The sequence below is a fragment of the Pseudomonas sp. NFXW11 genome, assembly GCF_049887815.1.
Lineage (GTDB): Bacteria > Pseudomonadota > Gammaproteobacteria > Pseudomonadales > Pseudomonadaceae > Aquipseudomonas.
The window spans coordinates 1-20,108 of record NZ_JAGEKI010000029.1; the positions used below are offsets into that span (position 1 = coordinate 1).

Annotated in this window: 22 protein-coding genes; 21 read left to right on the plus strand and 1 reads right to left on the minus strand. The window is 61.1% G+C overall.

The window, feature by feature from the left end; translation table 11 throughout:
* Positions 1–131 precede the first annotated feature (131 nt).
* A complete protein-coding gene (gene suhB / locus J4P02_RS29285) occupies positions 132–950 on the minus strand; it encodes an inositol-phosphate phosphatase (RefSeq protein ID WP_046820399.1) in 819 nt (272 codons plus the stop codon).
* A gap of 223 nt (positions 951–1,173) precedes the next feature.
* Here suhB and trmJ point away from each other — a divergent pair, with 223 nt between their 5' ends.
* The 21 genes from trmJ to J4P02_RS29390 all read left to right on the plus strand — a co-directional run bounded on the left by trmJ (position 1,174) and on the right by J4P02_RS29390 (position 20,076).
* On the plus strand, positions 1,174–1,935 hold the full coding sequence (gene trmJ, locus J4P02_RS29290) for a tRNA (cytosine(32)/uridine(32)-2'-O)-methyltransferase TrmJ (RefSeq protein ID WP_426196994.1): 762 nt from the start codon (positions 1,174–1,176) through the stop codon (positions 1,933–1,935).
* Positions 1,935–2,711 carry a serine O-acetyltransferase gene (gene cysE / locus J4P02_RS29295; RefSeq protein ID WP_426196996.1) on the plus strand — a complete coding sequence of 259 codons (777 nt, stop codon included), beginning with the start codon at positions 1,935–1,937 and terminating at the stop codon, positions 2,709–2,711. The genes trmJ and cysE overlap by 1 nt, the downstream gene beginning before the upstream one ends.
* Positions 2,712–2,935: 224 nt before the next feature.
* On the plus strand, positions 2,936–3,427 hold the full coding sequence (iscR, locus tag J4P02_RS29300) for a Fe-S cluster assembly transcriptional regulator IscR (RefSeq protein ID WP_011063217.1): 492 nt from the start codon (positions 2,936–2,938) through the stop codon (positions 3,425–3,427).
* Positions 3,428–3,477: 50 nt separating this feature from the next.
* The gene (locus tag J4P02_RS29305) at positions 3,478–4,692 is read left to right on the plus strand and encodes an IscS subfamily cysteine desulfurase (protein ID WP_426196998.1); all 1,215 of its coding nucleotides are present in this window, start codon (positions 3,478–3,480) and stop codon (positions 4,690–4,692) included.
* A gap of 94 nt (positions 4,693–4,786) precedes the next feature.
* Complete coding sequence (iscU, locus tag J4P02_RS29310) at positions 4,787–5,173, plus strand: Fe-S cluster assembly scaffold IscU (protein WP_007929523.1); 387 nt, start codon at positions 4,787–4,789, stop codon at positions 5,171–5,173.
* Positions 5,174–5,215: 42 nt separating this feature from the next.
* A complete protein-coding gene (iscA, locus tag J4P02_RS29315) occupies positions 5,216–5,539 on the plus strand; it encodes an iron-sulfur cluster assembly protein IscA (RefSeq protein WP_426197000.1) in 324 nt (107 codons plus the stop codon).
* An 8-nt stretch (positions 5,540–5,547) separates the two neighbouring features.
* Complete coding sequence (gene hscB / locus J4P02_RS29320) at positions 5,548–6,069, plus strand: co-chaperone HscB (RefSeq protein WP_426197002.1); 522 nt, start codon at positions 5,548–5,550, stop codon at positions 6,067–6,069.
* Positions 6,070–6,120: 51 nt separating this feature from the next.
* Complete coding sequence (gene hscA / locus J4P02_RS29325) at positions 6,121–7,983, plus strand: Fe-S protein assembly chaperone HscA (protein WP_426197004.1); 1,863 nt, start codon at positions 6,121–6,123, stop codon at positions 7,981–7,983.
* 3 nt (positions 7,984–7,986) lie between these two features.
* Positions 7,987–8,328: an ISC system 2Fe-2S type ferredoxin gene (gene fdx, locus J4P02_RS29330; protein ID WP_011063213.1), complete on the plus strand. Its 342-nt coding sequence runs from the start codon at positions 7,987–7,989 to the stop codon at positions 8,326–8,328.
* Between the two features lie 14 nt (positions 8,329–8,342).
* On the plus strand, positions 8,343–8,543 hold the full coding sequence (iscX, locus tag J4P02_RS29335) for a Fe-S cluster assembly protein IscX (protein ID WP_047289129.1): 201 nt from the start codon (positions 8,343–8,345) through the stop codon (positions 8,541–8,543).
* A gap of 94 nt (positions 8,544–8,637) precedes the next feature.
* The gene (gene ndk, locus J4P02_RS29340) at positions 8,638–9,063 is read left to right on the plus strand and encodes a nucleoside-diphosphate kinase (protein ID WP_007916882.1); all 426 of its coding nucleotides are present in this window, start codon (positions 8,638–8,640) and stop codon (positions 9,061–9,063) included.
* A 28-nt stretch (positions 9,064–9,091) separates the two neighbouring features.
* Positions 9,092–10,240, plus strand: a complete 1,149-nt coding sequence (gene rlmN, locus J4P02_RS29345) for a 23S rRNA (adenine(2503)-C(2))-methyltransferase RlmN (RefSeq protein ID WP_426197008.1) — start codon at positions 9,092–9,094, stop codon at positions 10,238–10,240.
* Positions 10,241–10,252: 12 nt separating this feature from the next.
* Positions 10,253–11,011 (plus strand): type IV pilus biogenesis/stability protein PilW, encoded by a 759-nt coding sequence (pilW, locus tag J4P02_RS29350; protein ID WP_426197010.1) that lies wholly within the window; start codon positions 10,253–10,255, stop codon positions 11,009–11,011.
* Positions 11,011–12,036: a helix-turn-helix domain-containing protein gene (locus tag J4P02_RS29355; RefSeq protein WP_426197012.1), complete on the plus strand. Its 1,026-nt coding sequence runs from the start codon at positions 11,011–11,013 to the stop codon at positions 12,034–12,036. The genes pilW and J4P02_RS29355 overlap by 1 nt, the downstream gene beginning before the upstream one ends.
* 3 nt (positions 12,037–12,039) lie before the next feature.
* Complete coding sequence (gene ispG, locus J4P02_RS29360) at positions 12,040–13,149, plus strand: flavodoxin-dependent (E)-4-hydroxy-3-methylbut-2-enyl-diphosphate synthase (RefSeq protein ID WP_025129560.1); 1,110 nt, start codon at positions 12,040–12,042, stop codon at positions 13,147–13,149.
* Between the two features lie 23 nt (positions 13,150–13,172).
* Positions 13,173–14,462: a histidine--tRNA ligase gene (gene hisS, locus J4P02_RS29365; protein WP_426197014.1), complete on the plus strand. Its 1,290-nt coding sequence runs from the start codon at positions 13,173–13,175 to the stop codon at positions 14,460–14,462.
* 40 nt (positions 14,463–14,502) lie between these two features.
* Positions 14,503–15,144: a YfgM family protein gene (locus tag J4P02_RS29370; protein WP_426197016.1), complete on the plus strand. Its 642-nt coding sequence runs from the start codon at positions 14,503–14,505 to the stop codon at positions 15,142–15,144.
* The gene (bamB, locus tag J4P02_RS29375) at positions 15,137–16,288 is read left to right on the plus strand and encodes an outer membrane protein assembly factor BamB (protein WP_426197018.1); all 1,152 of its coding nucleotides are present in this window, start codon (positions 15,137–15,139) and stop codon (positions 16,286–16,288) included. Before J4P02_RS29370 ends, bamB begins: the two co-directional genes overlap by 8 nt.
* 198 nt (positions 16,289–16,486) lie before the next feature.
* Entirely contained in the window at positions 16,487–17,959 is a 1,473-nt protein-coding gene (gene der, locus J4P02_RS29380; protein WP_426197021.1) for a ribosome biogenesis GTPase Der, read from the plus strand.
* Between the two features lie 189 nt (positions 17,960–18,148).
* Positions 18,149–19,297 carry a pyridoxal phosphate-dependent aminotransferase gene (locus tag J4P02_RS29385; RefSeq protein WP_426197023.1) on the plus strand — a complete coding sequence of 383 codons (1,149 nt, stop codon included), beginning with the start codon at positions 18,149–18,151 and terminating at the stop codon, positions 19,295–19,297.
* Positions 19,285–20,076, plus strand: a complete 792-nt coding sequence (locus tag J4P02_RS29390) for an amidohydrolase (RefSeq protein ID WP_426197025.1) — start codon at positions 19,285–19,287, stop codon at positions 20,074–20,076. The genes J4P02_RS29385 and J4P02_RS29390 overlap by 13 nt, the downstream gene beginning before the upstream one ends.
* The last annotated feature ends 32 nt before the right edge of the window (positions 20,077–20,108 follow it).

Consider the following 20,108-nt stretch of genomic DNA (forward strand, 5'->3'; position numbering starts at 1 on the left):
GCAAATCTACAACACGGAGCGGCCTCACATGGCCCTGAAAAACAAAACGCCCGATGCGGTGCATCGGGCGTTTTGAGGCCTACTGGCCTACCTGTATAGGTGTAAACCTATTTCAGGACTAGACACTGGGCTTAGCGCTTCAGCGAGGCCGGCAGGTGCGGCTGGATGGCGGTCAGTACCGCCTTGAAGCATTTGGTGTTGCCGGCAACCACGTGGCCTTTTTCCAGGAAGTCGTGACCGCCGGTGAAGTCGCTCACCAGGCCGCCAGCTTCCTGGATCAGCAGGGCGCCTGCTGCCATGTCCCACTCGGACAGGCCCGACTCCCAGAAGGCATCGAAACGGCCGGCGGCAACGTAGGCCAGGTCCAGGCTCGCACTGCCAGCGCGACGGATGCCGGCAGTCTGGCCAACCAGGGCGCGGAACATGCCCAGGTAGTTGTCCAGATTGTCCATCTGGTCGTCACGGAACGGGAAGCCGGTGCCCAGCAGGGCGCCGTCCAGGCTGGTGCGACCGCTGACTCGCAGGCGGCGACCATTCAGCTGGGCGCCACGGCCACGGCTGGCGGTGAATTCTTCCTGGCGAACCGGGTCCAGGACTACGGCGTGCTCCAGGCGGCCGCGGTATTTGCAGGCGATGCTTACGGCAAAGTGCGGAATGCCACGCAGGAAGTTGGTAGTGCCGTCCAGTGGGTCGATGATCCACAGGTACTCTTCACCTTCGATGCCATTGCCGGCATGCAGGCCGGTTTCTTCACCGAGGATGGAATGGTTTGGGTAGGCTTTGCGCAGCGCATCGATGATCTTCTGCTCGGCGGCACGATCAACTTCGGATACGTAGTCTTTGGCGTCTTTTTCGTCGACCTTGATGGTATCCAGGCGCTCGATGGAGCGGAAAATCAATTCACTGGCGCTGCGGGCGGCGCGCAGCGCGATATTCAGCATTGGCTGCATGGATAGGTCACCTAAGGTTGTTAAAGAAAGCCGAGCATTCTAGCAGAAAACTTTTGCAGATGAAGGTCAGTGTTCGCTTTGATTGCATCGATCCGCCGTGCGGCCTTCTTCGAACACAGGAGGCGGGAAGGAGTCAGTTGCCACTTTTGGTTATTTTTAAGGCGAGGGTGCCGCCTGTTCTGTAAGATTTGTGCCCCTTCTTGTTTATCCGAGAGCGCATCCCTTGCTGCAGAACATTCGTGTCGTCCTGGTCAATACCAGTCATCCCGGCAATATCGGCGGGGCTGCGCGCGCCATGAAGAACATGGGTTTGTCACGGCTGGTGCTGGTTGAGCCGCGAGTGTTTCCATCTCCTGAGGCCGATGCGCGGGCTTCCGGTGCCACCGATATCCTGGAAAGTGCCCAGGTGGTCGCCACCCTCGAAGAGGCGCTGGTCGGTTGCACCCTGGTGTTCGGTACCAGTGCTCGTGAGCGGAGTATTCCCTGGCCTTTGCTCGATCCTCGTGAATCTGGGCTCAAGGTCGTGGAAGAGGCGGGGCAGGGGGCGCAAATTGCCCTGGTGTTTGGCCGTGAAGATTCCGGCCTGACCAATGACGAGCTGCAGCGATGTCATTTCCATGTGCATATCCCGTCGGATCCGGCGTTCAGCTCGCTGAACCTGGCGACGGCGGTGCAGGTTCTGAGCTACGAGGTGCGCATGTCCTGGCTGGCGTTGCAAGGCAAGGCGCAGCCGGATGAAGTGGTGGCGCGGGCTGAAGAGCTGGCAACCATGGATGAGCTGGAGCGGTTCTACGAGCATTTGCAGCAGACGCTGGTGGCCATCGACTTCCTCGATCCGCAGAAGCCGCGGCACTTGATGGCGCGTCTGCGCCGGTTGTACGGTCGTAGCTCGGTGAGCCGGGCGGAAATGAATATATTGCGTGGCATTCTTACGGAGACCCAGAAAGCGGCCCGTGGGGAGCTGCAGAAGCGGAAGGATCAGTGATGTTCGAGCGTCTGCGTGAAGATATCCAGAGCGTATTCCATCGTGACCCGGCGGCGCGCAACGCCTTCGAGGTGCTGACGTGCTACCCGGGCATGCATGCGATCTGGATTCATCGTCTATCCGGCGCGCTGTGGGGCATGGGCTGGAAATGGTTGGCGCGACTGGTGTCGAACTTCGGTCGCTGGTTGACTGGAATCGAGATTCATCCGGGGGCCAAGGTTGGGCGCCGCTTCTTTATCGATCACGGCATGGGCATCGTGATTGGCGAGACCGCCGAGATCGGCGATGACGTGACGCTTTACCAGGGGGTGACCCTGGGCGGTACCAGCTGGAACAAGGGCAAGCGTCACCCGACCCTGGAAGATGGCGTGGTGGTGGGGGCTGGCGCCAAGGTGCTGGGACCTTTCACTGTGGGGGCGGGGGCCAAGGTAGGTTCCAATGCCGTGGTGACCAAGGCAGTGCCGGCCGGTGCAACCGTGGTCGGTATTCCGGGGCGGATCATTATGAAGTCCAGCGACGAGCAACAAGCCAAGCGCAAGGCCATGGCGGAAAAGCTCGGTTTCGATGCCTATGGCGTCGGTGAGGACATGCCGGACCCGGTGGCTCGGGCCATTGGTCAACTGCTGGATCACCTGCAGGCAGTCGATGGACGTCTTGAGGATATGTGTGGTGCGCTTAAGGACCTGGGCAGTGACTATTGCGCCAAGGACCTGCCTGAACTGCGCGAGGAAGACTTTGCCGAAGTCAAGGGTAGGGACGATAGTCGGGTTGGCTGAGGCCTTGGTGCCGGCCTCCTTGGATGTCAGCTCGCCGGTAAGTGCCTAAATACGACCCGTGGGTCAGTTGTTGCCGTTCTGCTGTGCCATTACGTCGCAGACTTTGCTATGATTCGCGCGCTCTTTTGCGGGTAAATCCGACTAAAGTAGTTGGTCTTATAGTTGACCTGATTACTCGGGTATTGCATACTCGCCTCCATTCCGAAACTCCGTGGTACTTGTCCATGCGACTGACTACTAAAGGCCGATACGCGGTGACCGCCATGCTCGATCTGGCGTTGCACGCGCAACATGGCCCGGTCTCCCTGGCCGATATCTCCGAGCGTCAAGGCATCTCCCTGTCCTATCTCGAACAGCTGTTCGCCAAATTGCGCCGCAGCAATCTGGTGTCCAGTGTCCGGGGCCCCGGTGGCGGCTATCAGCTGTCTCGCGATATGCAGGGGATCCAGGTGGCTCAGGTGATCGATGCGGTGAACGAATCGGTCGATGCCACCAAATGCCAGGGTCTGGGCGATTGCCATGCCGGCGACACCTGCCTGACCCATCACCTGTGGTGCGACTTGAGCCTGCAGATCCACGAATTTCTAAGCGGTATCAGCTTGGCTGACCTTGTCACTCGCCGTGAGGTGCAAGAAGTAGCCCAGCGTCAGGACCAGCGCCGCTGTAATGGCAAGGCGCCGCGCCTGGACAAGATTGAAGCGTCCGCCGTCGAATGACAGCCAGAGAGCTAGCGGCACGCCAGCCAGCCTGATTTAGGAGAGAGTTCATGAAATTGCCGATTTACCTTGATTACTCCGCGACCACACCGGTCGATCCGCGTGTTGCGCAGAAGATGAGTGAATGCCTGCTGGTTGACGGGAACTTCGGTAACCCGGCCTCCCGCTCCCACGTGTTCGGCTGGAAGGCCGAAGAGTCGGTGGAAAATGCCCGTCGCCAAGTGGCTGACCTTGTCAATGCCGACCCGCGTGAAATCGTCTGGACTTCCGGTGCCACCGAGTCCGACAACTTGGCAATCAAGGGTGTCGCGCATTTCTATCACACCAAGGGCAAGCACCTGATCACCTCGAAGATCGAGCACAAGGCGGTGCTGGATACCATGCGCCAACTCGAGCGCGAAGGCTTCGAAGTGACTTATATCGAGCCAGGTGAAGACGGCCTGATCACGCCGGCCATGGTCGAAGCCGCCCTGCGCGACGACACCATCCTGGTGTCGATCATGCACGTGAACAACGAGATCGGTACTGTCAACGATATCGCCGCCATCGGTGAACTGACCCGTTCCAAGGGCATCTTGTTCCACGTTGACGCGGCTCAGTCCACCGGCAAGGTCGAAGTCGACCTGCAGGCCCTGAAAGTCGATCTGATGTCCTTCTCCGCCCACAAGACCTATGGCCCTAAAGGCATCGGCGCGCTGTATGTCAGCCGCAAGCCGCGGGTACGCCTGGAAGCCACCATGCACGGCGGCGGTCACGAGCGCGGCATGCGTTCGGGCACCCTGGCCACTCACCAGATCGTCGGCATGGGCGAGGCTTTCCGTGTGGCCAAGGAAGACATGGCTGCTGAAAACCTGCGCATCAAGGCCCTGAGCGATCGCTTCTACAAGCAGGTCGAGCACCTGGAAGAGCTGTACATCAACGGCAGCATGACCGCTCGTGTACCGCACAACCTGAACCTGAGCTTCAACTACGTTGAAGGCGAGTCGCTGATCATGGCCCTCAAGGACCTGGCAGTGTCTTCCGGTTCGGCTTGTACTTCGGCCTCCCTCGAGCCTTCCTACGTGCTGCGCGCCCTGGGTCGCAACGACGAGCTGGCCCACAGCTCGATCCGCTTCACCTTCGGTCGTTTCACCACTGAAGAAGAAATCGATTACGCGGCGCAGAAAGTCTGCGAAGCCGTCACCAAGCTGCGCGCTCTTTCGCCGCTGTGGGACATGTACAAAGATGGCGTCGATATCTCGAAGATCGAGTGGGCGGCACACTGAATTTAAGTCGCCGCACAGGGTTCTGCAGAACGCAGCGATAACGGCGATGTGCAGAACCCAAGAGCGACTCTCTGATGAGTGAGGATTAAGAATCATGGCTTACAGCGAAAAGGTCATCGACCACTACGAGAACCCGCGTAACGTCGGCAAGATGAACGCGGAAGATCCGGATGTCGGCACTGGCATGGTCGGCGCTCCGGCGTGCGGCGACGTGATGCGTCTGCAGATCAAGGTCAACGAGCAGGGCATCATCGAAGACGCCAAGTTCAAGACCTATGGCTGCGGTTCCGCCATTGCTTCCAGCTCCCTGGCCACTGAGTGGATGAAGGGCAAGACCCTGGACGAAGCCGAAACCATCAAGAACACCCAGCTGGCTGAAGAGCTGGCTCTGCCTCCAGTGAAGATTCACTGCTCGGTACTCGCCGAAGACGCCATCAAGGCTGCTGTTCGCGACTACAAGCAGAAGAAAGGCCTGATCTGATCGATCGGCTTTCACCGAATGGGCGACAAGTAAGGAGTCACGATGGCTATCAGCATGACAGAAGCGGCTGCTCAACACGTGCGACGCTCCCTCAACGGGCGCGGCAAGGGTGATGGGATTCGCCTGGGTGTTCGCACCACGGGCTGTTCCGGCCTTGCCTATGTGCTGGAGTTCGTCGATGAGATCGGCGCGGACGATCAGGTGTTCGAGAGTCACGGCGAGAAGGTGATCATCGACCCGAAAAGTCTGTCCTATCTGGACGGCACCGAGCTTGATTTCGTCAAGGAAGGGTTGAACGAAGGCTTCAAGTTCAACAATCCCAACGTGCGCGGTGAATGTGGCTGCGGCGAAAGCTTCAACGTCTGAGGCGGCTCGTGGGTACTCCTTGTCATTTCGCTTTATTCGAGCTGCAACCGAGTTTTCGCCTGGATCTCGAGCAGTTGGCCGTGCGCTACCGCGAGCTGGCGCGCGGGGTTCATCCCGATCGCTTTGCCGATGCCAGCGAGCGTGAGCAGCGTCTGGCGCTCGAGCGTTCGGCAAGCCTCAACGAGGCTTACCAGACCCTCAAGAGCCCGCCCCGACGCGCCCGTTACCTGCTGGCCCTGAACGGCGGCGAGCTGCCGCTGGAAGTCACGGTGCACGATCCGCAGTTTCTTCTGCAGCAGATGCAGTGGCGCGAAGAGCTCGAGGACTTGCAGGACAGCGCCGACCTGGCTGGAGTAGCGGCGTTCAAGCGTAGGCTCAAAGTGGCCCAGGACGAGCTCAACGAAAGCTTCGCAGCCTGTTGGGATGATGCCGCGCAGCGCGAGCAGGCCGAGCGCCTGATGCGACGCATGCAATTCCTCGACAAGCTCACCTACGAAGTGCGCCAGTTAGAAGAGCGCCTCGACGATTAACCCAGTGCCGCTCCGGTCGCACGCCTGATATACAGATAAGTCCAGATAAGCATGGCCCTACTGCAGATCGCCGAACCCGGCCAAAGTCCTCAACCGCACCAGCGTCGCCTGGCTGTGGGGATCGACTTGGGCACTACCAATTCGCTGGTCGCTGCCTTGCGCAGTGGCCTTTCCGAACCTTTGGCCGATGCGCAGGGGCAGGTGATTCTACCGTCCGCCGTGCGTTATCACGCCGATCGCGTCGAGGTGGGCGAGTCTGCTCGCCAGGCCGCGTCCGCCGACCCTCTGAACACTGTGCTTTCGGTCAAGCGCCTGATGGGGCGGGGCCTGGCTGACGTCAAGCAGTTGGGCGAGCAGTTGCCCTATCGCTTTGTCGGTGGCGAGTCGCACATGCCGTTCATCGACACCGTCCAGGGGCCGAAAAGCCCGGTAGAAGTGTCCGCCGAAGTGCTCAAGGTGCTGCGTCAGCGCGCTGAAGCGACGCTGGGCGGCGAGCTGGTCGGTGCCGTCATTACTGTTCCCGCCTATTTCGATGATGCCCAGCGTCAAGCCACCAAGGATGCGGCCAAGCTGGCCGGCCTGAATGTGCTGCGCCTGCTTAACGAACCTACCGCGGCGGCCGTGGCCTATGGCCTGGACCAGCACGCCGAGGGCGTGGTGGCCATCTATGACCTGGGTGGCGGTACGTTCGATATTTCCATCCTGCGCCTGACCGGCGGTGTCTTTGAAGTACTGGCCACCGGCGGCGACACCGCCCTGGGGGGCGACGACTTCGACCATGCCATTGCCGGCTGGATCATCGAGGGCGCAGGCTTGTCCGCCGACCTGGATCCCGGTGTCCAGCGCAATCTGTTGCAAACCGCCTGCGCGGCCAAGGAAGCCCTGACCAGTGCCGCTTCGGTAGAAGTGGTGTATGGCGACTGGCGCGCAGTGCTGACCCGCGAAGCCTTCGACACACTGATCGAGCCTATGGTGGCGCGCAGCCTCAAGGCCTGCCGCCGCGCAGTGCGCGACTCCAATGTCGAGTTGGAAGAAGTGCAGGCGGTGGTGATGGTGGGCGGTTCGACCCGCGTGCCGCGAGTGCGCGAGGCGGTGGCCGAGATGTTCGGTCGCCAGCCCCTGACCGAAATCGACCCGGATCAGGTGGTGGCCATCGGTGCCGCGATCCAGGCCGATACCCTGGCCGGCAACAAGCGCGAAGGCGGCGAGTTGCTGTTGCTGGACGTGATTCCGCTGTCCCTGGGGCTGGAAACCATGGGCGGGCTGATGGAAAAGGTGATTCCGCGCAACACCACCATTCCCGTTGCTCGAGCCCAGGATTTCACCACCTACAAGGATGGCCAGACGGCCATGATGATTCATGTGCTGCAGGGCGAGCGCGAGCTGATCAGCGACTGCCGCTCCCTGGCACGCTTCGAATTACGCGGCATTCCGCCGATGGTCGCTGGTGCGGCGAAGATTCGCGTGACCTTCCAGGTCGATGCCGACGGCTTGCTCAGTGTTTCCGCTCGGGAACTGGGCTCGGGTGTCGAAGCCAGTATCCAGGTCAAGCCGTCCTACGGCCTGACCGACGGCGAAATCGCCCGGATGCTCAAGGATTCCTTCCAGTACGCCGGCGACGACAAGGTGGCCCGTGTACTGCGTGAACAGCAGGTTGATGCCCAGCGCCTGATCGAGGCCGTGCAGGGTGCCCTGGACGCCGACGGCGAGCGTCTGCTGGATGCCGAAGAACGCATGGTCATCGAACTGCAGATGCAGGAACTGAGTGAATTGATGCGTGGCACCGATGGTCATGCCATCGAGCAGCAGACCAAGCGTCTGTCGCAAGTGACCGATGCCTTTGCTGCCCGCCGCCTGGATTCGACGGTGAAAGCCGCGCTGGCGGGGCGCAACCTGAATGAAATCGAGGAATAACTGATGCCGCAGATCATTTTTCTGCCACACGCCGTGTTCTGCCCGGACGGCCTGGTTGTAGAAGTCGAGCCCGGGGTCTCGGTGCTCGAGGTTGCCCATGACAACCACATCGAGATCGAGAGCGCCTGTGGCGGTGTCTGCGCTTGCACCACCTGTCACTGCATCATTCGCGAAGGCTTCGATTCGCTGAATGAAGCCGACGAGCTGGAAGAGGACCTGCTGGACAAGGCTTGGGGCCTGGAAGCGCAGTCGCGCCTGTCGTGCCAGGCGATCGTCGGCGATGAAGACCTGACCGTGGAAATTCCCAAGTATTCGCTCAACCATGCTGCCGAAGCGCCGCACTGATTCAAGGATCTGTCATGAGCCTCAAGTGGGTTGATGTGCTGGAAATCGCGATCCAACTGGCTGAGTCGAAGCCGGATGTCGATCCGCGTTATGTAAACTTTGTCGATCTGCACCAATGGGTTCTGGCACTGCCGGAGTTCAGCGACGATCCGGCTCGCGGAGGCGAGAAGGTTCTTGAAGCAATTCAGGCCGCCTGGATCGACGAAACTGACTGAATCCGCGGGCTACGCAGTTAGGCAATCCCTATAAACCCGCGTATAATTCGCGGGTTTAATTTTTCGCTTTAATCACTGTTTCTGGAGTTACACCATGGCTGTTCAACGTACTTTCTCCATCATCAAGCCTGACGCTGTTGCAAAAAACGTTATCGGCGAGATCACCACTCGTTTCGAAAAAGCTGGCCTGCGCGTTGTAGCTTCGAAGCTCAAGCAACTGTCCAAAGCCGAAGCTGAAGGCTTCTACGCTGAGCACAGCGCTCGTGGTTTCTTCGGCGACCTGGTTGCTTTCATGATCTCCGGTCCAGTTGTGGTTCAGGTTCTGGAAGGCGAAAACGCTATCGCTCTGAACCGCGAGCTGATGGGCGCTACCAACCCTAAAGAAGCTGCTGCCGGCACCATCCGTGCTGACTTCGCTGACTCCATCGACGCCAACGCTGTACACGGTTCGGACTCCGAAGCCGCTGCTGCTCGCGAAATCTCGTACTTCTTCGCCGCTACTGAAGTAACCACTCGCTAAGCATTGGCTTGTGAGTGAAGGTGAATCCATGACTACATCGACTGCAAAAACTAACCTGTTGGGTCTGACTCAACCGGAAATGGAGAAATTCTTCGACTCAATCGGGGAGAAGCGTTTCCGTGCCGGTCAGGTAATGAAATGGATTCACCACTTTGGCGTCGATGATTTCGACGCCATGACGAATGTCGGCAAGGCCTTGCGCGAAAAGCTCAAGGCCGTTGCCGAGATTCGCGGTCCGGAAGTGGTCAGCGAGGACATCTCCAGCGACGGCACCCGTAAATGGGTGGTGCGCGTGGCGTCCGGCAGCTGCGTCGAGACCGTGTACATTCCCCAGGGCAAACGCGGCACTCTGTGCGTTTCGTCCCAGGCAGGCTGTGCCCTGGATTGCAGTTTCTGCTCCACCGGCAAGCAAGGCTTCAACAGCAACCTCACCGCCGCCGAAGTCATCGGCCAGGTGTGGATTGCCAACAAATCCTTTGGCAGCGTCCCGGCGACCGTCGACCGTGCCATCACCAACGTGGTGATGATGGGCATGGGTGAGCCGCTGCTGAACTTCGACAACGTCATCGCTGCCATGCACCTGATGATGGACGACCTGGGCTACGGCATTTCCAAGCGCCGGGTGACCCTGTCGACCTCCGGCGTGGTGCCGATGATCGATGAGCTGGCCAAGCACATCGACGTTTCCCTGGCGTTGTCGCTGCACGCACCCAACGATGCGCTGCGCAACCAGCTGGTGCCGATCAACAAGAAGTACCCGCTGAAGATGCTTCTCGAGTCGTGCCAGCGCTACATGTCGTCCCTGGGCGAGAAGCGTGTGCTGACCATCGAGTACACCTTGCTCAAGGACGTCAACGACAAGCTCGAGCACGCCGTCGAGATGATCGAGCTGCTCAAGGACGTGCCGTGCAAGATCAACCTGATCCCATTCAACCCGTTCCCCCATTCCGGGTACGAGCGTCCGAGCAACAACGCCATCCGGCGTTTCCAGGATCAACTGCACCATGCCGGCTTCAATGTCACCGTGCGCACCACTCGCGGCGAAGACATCGATGCCGCCTGCGGTCAGTTGGTCGGCCAGGTGCTGGACCGCACCCGGCGCAGCGAACGCTATATCGCCGTGCGTGAGTTGAGCGCCGACGCCGATATGCCGCAAAGCGCTGCGACCCGCACCTGAGAGAGGATCTCCATGGCCCTGCGCTTTGCGCTGCTCCTGCTGCTTGCCAGTCTTTGCGCTGGCTGTGTTGTGTCGGGTGAGACCAGCCCGCTGAACACCGGCAAGGGCCGTGATGAAGCGCGCGAGGCCTATGTGCAGCTGGGCCTGGGCTACCTGCAGCAGGGCATGTACGAGCAGGCCAAGGTGCCGCTGAAGAAGGCCCTGGAGCTGGTTCCGGCCGATGCCGATGGCAACGCTGCCCTGGCGTTGGTGTTCCAGGCCGAGAAAGAGTCTGCGCTGGCTGAACAGCACTTTCGCCAGGCCCTGGCGGCCCGTCCGGACAGTGCGCGAATCCTCAACAACTACGGCAGCTTCCTGTTCGCAGAAAAACGTTACCAGGAGGCCTATCAGCGCTTCGAGCAAGCTGCGGCTGATACCCTGTACCCGGAACGTTCCCGGGTTTTCGAGAATCTGGGGGTGACCGCTTCCAAGCTGGGCCAGCGCGAGCTGGCCCAGTTGCAACTGGAAAAAGCCCTGCGCCTGAATCACCAACAGCCTCGTGCGTTGCTGGAAATGGCTGAGTTGTCTTACGAAGACAGGCATTATGTGCCCGCGCGTGACTATTACGAGCGTTTTAGCCTGCTCGGCGAGCAAAATGCACGTAGTCTATTGCTCGGCGTTCGCCTGGCAACGGTGTTCGAAGATCGCGACAAGGCCGCCAGTTACGGTCTGCAATTAAAACGACTTTATCCCGGTACGCCGGAATATCAGCAATACCTGTCGGAGCAATGATGAAAGCGGCGCATCCCGAAGTTCAAGCAGCGACTCGCACAAACCCCGGTGAGACCCTGCGTCAGGCCCGCGAAAGCAATGGTTGGTCGCAGGCCGAAGTGGCCCACAAGCTCAATCTCACCGTGAGCTCCCTGAGCAATCTGGAAGCCGGCGCCTTCGACAAGCTGCCGGGGCACACCTTTGCCCGGGGCTACATCCGCGCTTATGCCAAGCTCTTGGGCATGGATCAGGCCGTTCTGGTCCAGGAATTCGATCAATACACCGGTACCGACTCCCAAGGCAGCAACGTTCACGCCCTGGGTCGCATCGAAGAGCCGGTGCGGGTGTCCCATACCATTCTGCGTATCGTCAGCCTGCTGTTGCTGGTGGCGGTGGTCGGTGGCGGTTTCATCTGGTGGCAGGACCAGTCCTCCCTGCGTGGCAAGGAGCCAGTGTCCCTGACGCCCGAGCATGTCGAGGTCGAAGGTGCCGACGGCACCACGCAGATCCACCCGATCGACGAGCCGGAAGATCAAGCAGTCGCCGAGGGTCAATCCGAGGCTGAGGCCAATGCAACCGAGAATCAGGTCGTCGCTGAGGCGCCAGCCACTGCAGTAGCGCCCATCGTAGCGGCTCCGGCTGTGGCGCCGGTTGCGCCTGCTACCGCACTCGCCCCTGTGCACAGCGCTCCGGCCGCGGCTCCAGTCGCCGCCGCGCCAGTGGTTCAGGCACCTGCCCCGGTAATCGCTCCCGCTACCCCAGCCAGCGCCGCCAGCGTACCGGCGTCTGCCGCTCCGGTTGCCGGTGCCGGTCAGGTACAGATCCACTACCTGGCGGATTGCTGGACCCAGGTCTCGGACGGTAACGGCAAGATTCTGCTCAGCGCCCTGAAGCGCAAGGGTGAAACCGTCGATGTCAGCGGCAAGCCGCCTTTTGCCGTGCGTCTGGGGTATGCCCGCGGCGCACAAATCACTTTCAACGGTCAGGCGGTGGATATCGCCCCGTTCACCAGTGGCGAGACTGCTCGCCTGAAGCTAGGTCAATAAGTCATGCACGGCGAATCTCCAATCAAACGTCGCGAGTCCCGCAAAATCTGGGTCGGCTCGGTCCCCGTCGGTGGCGATGCCCCGATCGCGGTGCAGAGCATGACCAACAGCGACACCAATGACGTGGCTGCCACCGTCGCCCAGATCAATCGCCTGGAAGCCGCCGGTGTCGACATCGTGCGGGTTTCGGTGCCGGACATGGACGCCGCCGAGGCGTTCGGCCGGATCAAGCAGCAGGTCAAGGTGCCGCTGGTTGCCGATATCCACTTCGACTACAAGATCGCCCTGCGGGTGGCCGAGCTGGGCGTCGATTGCCTGCGTATCAACCCGGGCAATATCGGTCGCGAAGACCGGGTTCGTGCGGTCGTGGACGCGGCCCGTGATCGCGGCATTCCGATCCGCATCGGGGTCAATGCCGGCTCCCTGGAAAAGGACCTGCAGAAAAAATACGGCGAACCGACCCCGGCCGCGCTGGTAGAGTCGGCGCTGCGTCACGTCGAGCACCTGGAACGCCTGAACTTCAAGGACTTCAAAGTCAGCGTGAAGGCTTCCGACGTGTTCATGGCGGTCGAGGCCTACCGTTTGCTGGCCAAGGAAATCATCCAGCCGCTGCACCTGGGCATCACCGAAGCCGGTGGATTGCGCTCAGGCACGGTGAAATCCGCCGTCGGCCTCGGTATGCTGCTGGCCGAAGGGATTGGCGATACCATTCGCATCTCGTTGGCGGCCGACCCGGTCGAGGAAGTGAAGGTCGGTTACGACATTCTCAAGTCCCTGCACCTGCGTTCCCGTGGCATCAACTTCATCGCCTGCCCGAGCTGCTCGCGGCAGAATTTCGATGTGGTGAAAACCATGAACGAGCTGGAAGGGCGCCTTGAAGACCTGCTGGTGCCGATGGATGTGGCAGTGATCGGTTGCGTGGTCAACGGCCCGGGTGAAGCCAAAGAGGCGCACATCGGCCTGACTGGCGGTACACCGAACCTGATCTACATCGATGGCAAACCAGCGCAGAAACTGACCAATGACAACCTGGTGGAAGAGCTCGAAAGGCTGATCCGGCAGAAGGCGGCCGAAAAGGTCGAGGCCGATGCAGCGCTGATCGCTCGCGGCTAACCGAACCAATTTAAGGATTTTTTGTGAGCAAGTCTCTGCAAGCCATTCGTGGCATGAATGACATCCTGCCCGAGCAGACGCCCCTGTGGCGCTATTTCGAGGGCACCGTGGCGCGCCTGCTGGATAACTACGGTTACAAGCAGATCCGCATGCCGATCGTCGAATTCACCGAGCTGTTCAAACGCTCCATCGGTGAAGTGACCGACATCGTCGAAAAAGAGATGTACACCTTCGAAGACCGCAACGGCGACTCCCTGACCCTGCGTCCGGAAGGCACAGCGGCTTGTGTGCGTGCAGCCCTGGAACATGGCCTGACCGGTGGCGGCCAGGTGCAGAAACTGTGGTACATCGGCCCGATGTTCCGTCACGAGCGTCCGCAGAAGGGCCGCTATCGCCAGTTCCACCAGATTGGCCTGGAAGTCTTCAACCTCGACGGCCCGGATATCGACGCCGAGCTGATCGTGTTGACCTGGCGCCTGTGGGGCGAGCTGGGCATCCGTGATGCGGTCAAGCTCGAACTCAACAGCCTGGGCACCTCCGAAGCCCGCGCGCGCTATCGCGATGCCCTGGTGGAATTCCTCTCGGCTCGCCACGAGCAGTTGGACGAAGACAGCCAGCGTCGCTTGAAGACCAACCCGCTGCGGGTGCTGGACACCAAGGACGCGGCCACCCAGGCCGTACTGGTGGACGCTCCGAAGCTGGCCGACTACCTGGACGAAGAGTCCCGGGTGCACTTCGAAGGCCTCAAGGCCCGTCTGGATGCCGCTGGCATTCCCTACGTGATCAATCCGAAGCTGGTCCGTGGCCTGGACTACTACAGCAAGACCGTTTTCGAATGGGTCACCGACAAGCTCGGCGCCCAGGGCACCGTCTGTGCCGGCGGCCGCTACGACGGCCTGGTGGAGCAGATGGGTGGCAAGCCGACCCCGGGCGTGGGCTTTGCCATGGGCATCGAGCGTCTGGTGCTGATGCTGGAGACCCTGGAGCAGGTGCCGGAAGAAATTTCCCGTCAGGTCGACGTTTACCTCTGCGCTTTTGGCGAGGCCGCCGAACTGGCTGGCCTGGCCCTGAGCGAGCGGGTTCGCGACCAGTTGCCCAACCTGCGCCTGCAGATCAATGCCGGCGGCGGCAGCTTCAAGAGCCAATTCAAGAAGGCCGACAAGAGCGGCGCGCTGTACGCGCTGATCCTGGGTGACGACGAACTGGCCCAGCAAGTGGTAGGTTTCAAACCCCTGCGTGGCCAGGGCGAACAACAAAGCATTGCCTGGGATGCACTCGCTGCGCACCTGGCCACCTGCGTCGTGCAGGGTTGAAGCTGTCAAACAGCCGATTTAGCGAATAAGGAGTATTGGGGTGTCGAGTACCGAAGATGAACAGCTGGCGGAATTGAAAGACTGGTGGCAGCGTAACGGCAAACCCCTGGTGACCGGCGGCCTGCTGGCCCTGGTCATAGTGTTCGGCTGGCAAGCCTGGCACAAATATCAGAACAACCAGTCGCAAGGTGCTTCGGTGCTCTATCAGCAACTGCTGGAAACCACCCTGACGCCTGATGGCAAACCGGACGCAGCGCGTGTTGCCGACCTGGCCGGCAAGCTCAACAGCGAGTTTGGCGGCAGCGCCTACGCCCAGTACGGCAGCCTGTTCGTGGCCAAGGTAGCGGTGGACACCGGCAAGCTGGACGACGCCGCGGCGCAGCTCAAGGCAATTACCGACAAGCCGGCGAATGCGACCCTGGGCGAAGTGGCGCGTCAGCGCCTGGCTCAGGTACTGGCGGCGCAGAACAAGGCCGATGAAGCCCTGAAACTGCTGGACGGCGATGCCGAGAAGGCGTTCCTGGCCACTCGCGAAGAACTCAAGGGTGATCTGCTGGTCCAGCTGGGCCGTGTCGATGAAGCCCATGCGGCATACCAAAAAGCCAAGGCGGCGCTCTCGGATGAAGCGGCGGTCGGTGGCTTACAAATCAAGCTCGACGACCTGGCCAAAGGGGATGCATGACGTGATCCGTTGGAAACATGCAGCATTGCTGGCCCTGGCCTTGTTGGCCGCGGGTTGCAGCAGCAACAGCAAGAAAGAACTGCCACCGGCCGAACTGGTCGACTTCAAGGAAGAAGTGGTCCTGCAGAAGCAGTGGAGTCGTTCGATCGGTGACGGTCAGGGCGAAACCTACAACATGCTGGTACCGGCCATTGATGGCGACACCATCTATGCTGCCGACGTGAACGGCGTGGTGGTTTCCATGGATCGCATGAACGGCGACGTGAAATGGAAGAAAGATCTCGAACTGCCTGTTTCCGGCGCCGTTGGCGTGGGTTACGGCCTGGTCATGATCGGCACCCTGAAAGGCGAAGTGGTTGCCCTGGATGCCTCCAGCGGTGAACAGAAATGGCGCGCCCGGGTGACCAGTGAAGTGCTGGCGCCGCCGGCCACCAACGGTGACGTGGTGGTGGTGCAGACCCAGGATGACCGAGTGATTGGCCTCGATGCCAGCACCGGCAACCAGCTCTGGCTCTATGACAGCACCCCGGCGGTACTGACCCTGCGTGGCACCAGTGCCCCGCTGGCAACCAACCGCCTGGCCCTGGCCGGCCTTTCCACCGGCAAGGTGGTGGCGCTGGATATCCGCAACGGCGTGCCGGTGTGGGAACAGCGCGTAGCGATTCCGCAAGGTCGTTCCGAGCTGGATCGGGTGGTGGATATCGACGGTGGCCTGCTGCTGTCCGGTGGCACCCTCTACGTGGCCAGCTACCAGGGGCGTGTCACTGCCCTGGACCTGGAGAGCGGTCGTCCGCTGTGGCAGCGTGATGCTTCCAGCTACGCCGGTGTCGCCCAGGGTTTCGGCAGCGTTTACGTCAGCCTGTCCTCGGGCACCGTGGAAGGCGTGGACGAGCGTTCGACCACCGCGTTGTGGAGCAACGACTCCCTGGCTCGCCGTCAGCTGTCGGCACCGGAAGTCTTCTCCAGCTACGTGGCAGTGGGCGACCTGGAAGGTTACCTGCACCTGCTGAGCCAGGTTGACGGTCGTTTCGTCGGCCGTGAGCGCATCGACAGCGACGGCCTGCGCGCCCGTCCGCTGGTGGTGGGCGACATGATTTATGTGTATGGCAACAGCGGCAAACTGGAAGCCCTGACCATCAAGTAATGGTTTGACTATGCTTGGGGCTGATGCCCCAAGCGGCCTTGCCTGTAGGCGCGAGCTTGCTCGCGATGGACGTCAACGCTGACGCGTGTGGTCTGACTAAACGCGGTGCTGTTACGTTGTCTACAGTGCTGCCCCGAGCACCAGCCGCTGCCTCGCAGCGGCTTTTGTATTTTCTGAAATAACGCAGTGGAGAGCCGCATGGTTCCCGTAATCGCCCTGGTGGGCCGACCCAACGTCGGCAAGTCCACCTTGTTCAACCGCCTGACTCGGACTCGCGACGCCATCGTCGGCGACCTGTCCGGTCTGACCCGTGATCGCCAGTACGGTGAGGCCAAGTGGCAAGGGCGTACCTATATTCTGATCGACACCGGCGGTATCTCCGGTGACGAGCATGGCATGGATGAAAAGATGGCCGAGCAGTCGCTGCTGGCCATTGAAGAAGCCGATGTGGTGCTGTTCCTGGTAGACGCCAAGGCCGGTTTTACCGCCGCCGACCAAATGATTGGCGAGCACCTGCGCAAGCGCAACAAGACCTCCTTTGTGATCGCCAACAAGGTCGACAATATCGACCCGGACATGGCCCGCGCCGAGTTCGCGCCGCTGGGCATGGGTGACGCAATCCCGATCGCCGGTGCCCACGGTCGTGGCATCAGCCAGATGCTGGAAATCGCCCTGGGCGAGTTCCCCAAGGACGATGCCGACGAGCCGGAAGAGGACGAGGAAGAAATCGTTGCCGAAGGCGAGGAAGCCAAGCGCATTCCGGGCCCGAGCGAGAAGGATGGGATCAAGATCGCCATCATCGGTCGTCCCAACGTCGGCAAGTCGACCCTGGTCAACCGCATGCTCGGTGAAGACCGGGTCATCGTCTATGACCAGCCCGGCACCACCCGCGACAGCATCTACATTCCCTTCGAGCGTAACGACGAGAAGTACACGCTGATCGACACCGCCGGTGTGCGCAAGCGCGGCAAGATCCACGAGGAAGTGGAAAAGTTCTCGGTGGTCAAGACCCTGCAGGCGATCAAGGACGCCAACGTGGTGATCTTCGTCATGGACGCCCGCGAAGGCGTGGTGGACCACGACCTGAACTTGCTGGGCTTTGCCCTGGAAGCCGGCCGGGCCCTGGTGATCGCCCTGAACAAGTGGGACGGCATGCAGCCCAGCGAGCGCGACTATGTGAAGACCGAGCTGCAACGTCGGTTGTTCTTCGTCGACTTCGCCGATATCCACTTCATTTCGGCGCTGCATGGCACTGGCGTGGGCAACCTCTACCAGTCGGTGCAGAACTCCTTCAAGTCGGCGGTCACCCGCTGGCCCACCAGCCGCCTGACCCAGATCCTCGAAGACGCTGTCAGCGAGCACGCGCCACCCATGGTCAACAGCCGGCGGATCAAGCTGCGCTACGCTCACCTGGGCGGTGCCAACCCGCCGTTGATCGTGATCCACGGCAACCAGGTGGAGAAGGTGCCCAAGTCCTATGTGCGTTACCTGGAGAACACCTATCGTCGCGTGCTGAAGCTGGTGGGTACGCCGATCCGTATCGAGTTCAAGGGCAGCGACAACCCGTACGAAGGCAACAAGAACACCCTTACCGATCGCCAGGTCAACAAGAAGCGGCGCTTGATGTCGCACCACAAGAAAGCTGACAAGAAGCGCCGCGACAAGCGCTAGCAAAGCCGTGGTAAGCGGCAAGCGGTTAGCGCCAAGTGAAAGCCGCAGAGGCTTGCCATTGGTGACTTGCAGCGTGAAGCGGTGATTAAAGAGGGGGCCTTCGGGGCCCCTTTTTTAATCGCCGCGCTTTGGGCTATTCTCGGGGCCTCCCGCGCCGCCGTAGAGCCGGGTGTTCAGCAGGGAACCCCCATGATCACCAGTAAGCTGCCGCATGTCGGCACCACCATCTTCACTCAGATGTCCCAGCTCGCGGCTGAAACCGGAGCGCTCAACCTGTCCCAGGGTTTTCCCGATTTCGACGGTCCGCAAGCCTTGCGCGATGCCCTTGGCTGGCATGTCGCCAATGGCCATAACCAGTACGCGCCCATGACCGGCTTGCCGCTGCTGCGCCAGCAAGTGGCGGCGAAAATCGCCCGCAGCTATGGGGTGCAGGTGGATGCCGAGCGCGAAGTGACTATCACCCCCGGGGCGACCCAGGCGATCTTTTGCGCCATCCAGGCGGTGATCCAGCGCGGCGACGAGGTCATAGTCTTCGACCCCAGCTACGACAGTTATGAACCGGCAGTGGAGCTGGCGGGCGGTCGTTGCGTGCATGTGCAACTGGGTCTGGATGACTTTGCCATCGACTGGCCGAAACTCACTGCGGCCCTGAGCCCGCGCACGCGAATGATCATCCTCAATACCCCGCACAACCCCAGCGGTGCCCTGATCAGCCGCGCCGAACTGGATCAACTGGCCGCCCTGATTCGTGATCGGGATATCTACCTGATCAGCGACGAGGTCTATGAACACCTGGTGTTCGACGGCGTGCCCCATGTCAGCGTTCTGGCCCACGAAGAGCTCTTTCAACGAGCCTTCGTGGTCAGTTCGTTCGGCAAGACCTATCACGTCACCGGCTGGAAGACTGGCTATGTGGTGGCGCCGGCGGCCCTGAGCGCGGAACTGCGCAAGGTGCATCAATATGTCAGCTTCTGCGGCGTCACCCCTTTGCAGTACGCTCTGGCAGATTTCATGGCCGAACACCCGGAGCATGTCGAGGAACTGCCAGCCTTCTACCAGGCCAAGCGCGATCTGTTCTGCGACCTGCTGGGCCCTTCGCGGTTCAGCTTCACCCGAGTGGCCGGCACCTACTTTCAACTGGTGGACTATTCGCAGATTCGCCCGGACCTGAATGACGTCGAGATGGCCACCTGGATGACCCGCGAGCATGGCGTGGCGGCGATTCCGGTGTCGGTGTTCTATCAGCAACCGCCCCAGGGGCAGCGTCTGGTGCGTCTGTGTTTTGCCAAGCGCGAGGAGACGCTGCGACAGGCAGCGGAGAAACTATGCGTGATCTGAGTGCGTTACCCGATCTGCAACTGGCCCTGATCCAGACCACCCTGGCCTGGCACGATCGCCAGGCCAACCTCGAGCATTTCCAGCTGCTGCTGGAGCAGGCCCGGGGTGCCGACCTGATCATTCTTCCGGAGATGTTCACCACCGGCTTCTCCATGGAGTCGGCGACCCTGGCGGAAGCGGAGAACGGCCCCACCAGCAAATGGCTGCGCTGCCAGGCCAAGAAGCTCGATGCGGTGATCACCGGTAGCGTGATCATTCAGGCCGCGGATGGCAGCCACCGCAACCGCCTGCTCTGGGCCCGGCCCGATGGCGAAGTCTGGCACTACGACAAGCGCCATCTGTTTCGCATGGCCGGCGAGCACGATCACTACACGCCGGGCGAGCGCCAAGTGCAGTTCGAACTCAAGGGTTGGCGCATTCGTCCGCTGATCTGCTACGACCTGCGTTTCCCGGTGTGGAGCCGCGATGCCCAGGACACCGACCTGCTGCTGTACACCGCCAACTGGCCGGGGGCCCGGCGCCTGCACTGGAATCGCCTGCTGCCGGCCCGGGCCATCGAGAACCTCTGCTATGTCGCGGCGGTGAACCGGGTGGGCACCGACGGCAAGGGCTTCGCCTACACCGGAGACAGCCAGGTGCTGGATTTCCAGGGCGAGACCCTGCTCAGTGCCGGCGAGGCGGACGGAGTGTTCCAGGTCTGTTTGAACGCTGCCGAACTGGCGGCCTACCGCGCGCGTTTTCCGGCGAATCTCGACGCTGATACCTTCAAGTTCACCTAGGATCAGCACACTTTTTTACAGGTTGCAGATAT

Excerpts from the sequence above, each read along its gene's own strand:
- suhB (WP_046820399.1), bottom strand. The coding sequence starts at position 950 with ATGCAGCCAATGCTGAATATCGCGCTGCGCGCCGCCCGCAGCGCCAGT.
- cysE (WP_426196996.1), top strand. The coding sequence starts at position 1,935 with ATGTTCGAGCGTCTGCGTGAAGATATCCAGAGCGTATTCCATCGTGAC.
- iscR (WP_011063217.1), top strand. The coding sequence starts at position 2,936 with ATGCGACTGACTACTAAAGGCCGATACGCGGTGACCGCCATGCTCGAT.
- J4P02_RS29305 (WP_426196998.1), top strand. The coding sequence starts at position 3,478 with ATGAAATTGCCGATTTACCTTGATTACTCCGCGACCACACCGGTCGAT.
- iscU (WP_007929523.1), top strand. The coding sequence starts at position 4,787 with ATGGCTTACAGCGAAAAGGTCATCGACCACTACGAGAACCCGCGTAAC.
- iscA (WP_426197000.1), top strand. The coding sequence starts at position 5,216 with ATGGCTATCAGCATGACAGAAGCGGCTGCTCAACACGTGCGACGCTCC.
- hscA (WP_426197004.1), top strand. The coding sequence starts at position 6,121 with ATGGCCCTACTGCAGATCGCCGAACCCGGCCAAAGTCCTCAACCGCAC.
- fdx (WP_011063213.1), top strand. The coding sequence starts at position 7,987 with ATGCCGCAGATCATTTTTCTGCCACACGCCGTGTTCTGCCCGGACGGC.
- iscX (WP_047289129.1), top strand. The coding sequence starts at position 8,343 with ATGAGCCTCAAGTGGGTTGATGTGCTGGAAATCGCGATCCAACTGGCT.
- ndk (WP_007916882.1), top strand. The coding sequence starts at position 8,638 with ATGGCTGTTCAACGTACTTTCTCCATCATCAAGCCTGACGCTGTTGCA.
- rlmN (WP_426197008.1), top strand. The coding sequence starts at position 9,092 with ATGACTACATCGACTGCAAAAACTAACCTGTTGGGTCTGACTCAACCG.
- pilW (WP_426197010.1), top strand. The coding sequence starts at position 10,253 with ATGGCCCTGCGCTTTGCGCTGCTCCTGCTGCTTGCCAGTCTTTGCGCT.
- J4P02_RS29355 (WP_426197012.1), top strand. The coding sequence starts at position 11,011 with ATGAAAGCGGCGCATCCCGAAGTTCAAGCAGCGACTCGCACAAACCCC.
- ispG (WP_025129560.1), top strand. The coding sequence starts at position 12,040 with ATGCACGGCGAATCTCCAATCAAACGTCGCGAGTCCCGCAAAATCTGG.
- bamB (WP_426197018.1), top strand. The coding sequence starts at position 15,137 with ATGCATGACGTGATCCGTTGGAAACATGCAGCATTGCTGGCCCTGGCC.
- der (WP_426197021.1), top strand. The coding sequence starts at position 16,487 with ATGGTTCCCGTAATCGCCCTGGTGGGCCGACCCAACGTCGGCAAGTCC.
- J4P02_RS29385 (WP_426197023.1), top strand. The coding sequence starts at position 18,149 with ATGATCACCAGTAAGCTGCCGCATGTCGGCACCACCATCTTCACTCAG.
- J4P02_RS29390 (WP_426197025.1), top strand. The coding sequence starts at position 19,285 with ATGCGTGATCTGAGTGCGTTACCCGATCTGCAACTGGCCCTGATCCAG.